The sequence below is a fragment of the Zoogloea sp. LCSB751 genome (genome assembly GCF_002028455.1).
In the GTDB taxonomy this organism is placed as follows: domain Bacteria; phylum Pseudomonadota; class Gammaproteobacteria; order Burkholderiales; family Rhodocyclaceae; genus Zoogloea.
Genome location: NZ_MWUM01000524.1, coordinates 1 through 243, shown reverse-complemented (window position 1 = coordinate 243; position 243 = coordinate 1). Strand labels below are relative to the sequence as shown.

Here is a 243-nt window from a genome sequence, read left to right as displayed (position 1 = left end):
TAACTGGCCGTGCGCGGCTCGCACCAGACCCCGGACAATCCTGGGGTCGATATGGCGGTTCGGCACATCCAGGATCTCGATATGGCCGTAGCGAAGATCTATCAGCGGCAGGGTCAACAGGCCTGCTTCGTGTTGGCGCTGGTGCTGCTTTTCACGGTGCAGCAGCATCAGGTATTCATCTACCTTGCCCTCACTGAAGCGGGGCACAAACAGGTCGGTAGGTTTGTATCCCTTCAGGCTCTT

1 protein-coding gene is annotated in these 243 nt (G+C 58.0%); it reads right to left on the bottom strand.

Going from position 1 to position 243, the window contains the following annotated elements:
• Positions 1 to 243: hypothetical protein (locus B4920_RS27575; RefSeq protein WP_216820128.1), on the bottom strand; the 243-nt coding region annotated here is incomplete at both ends.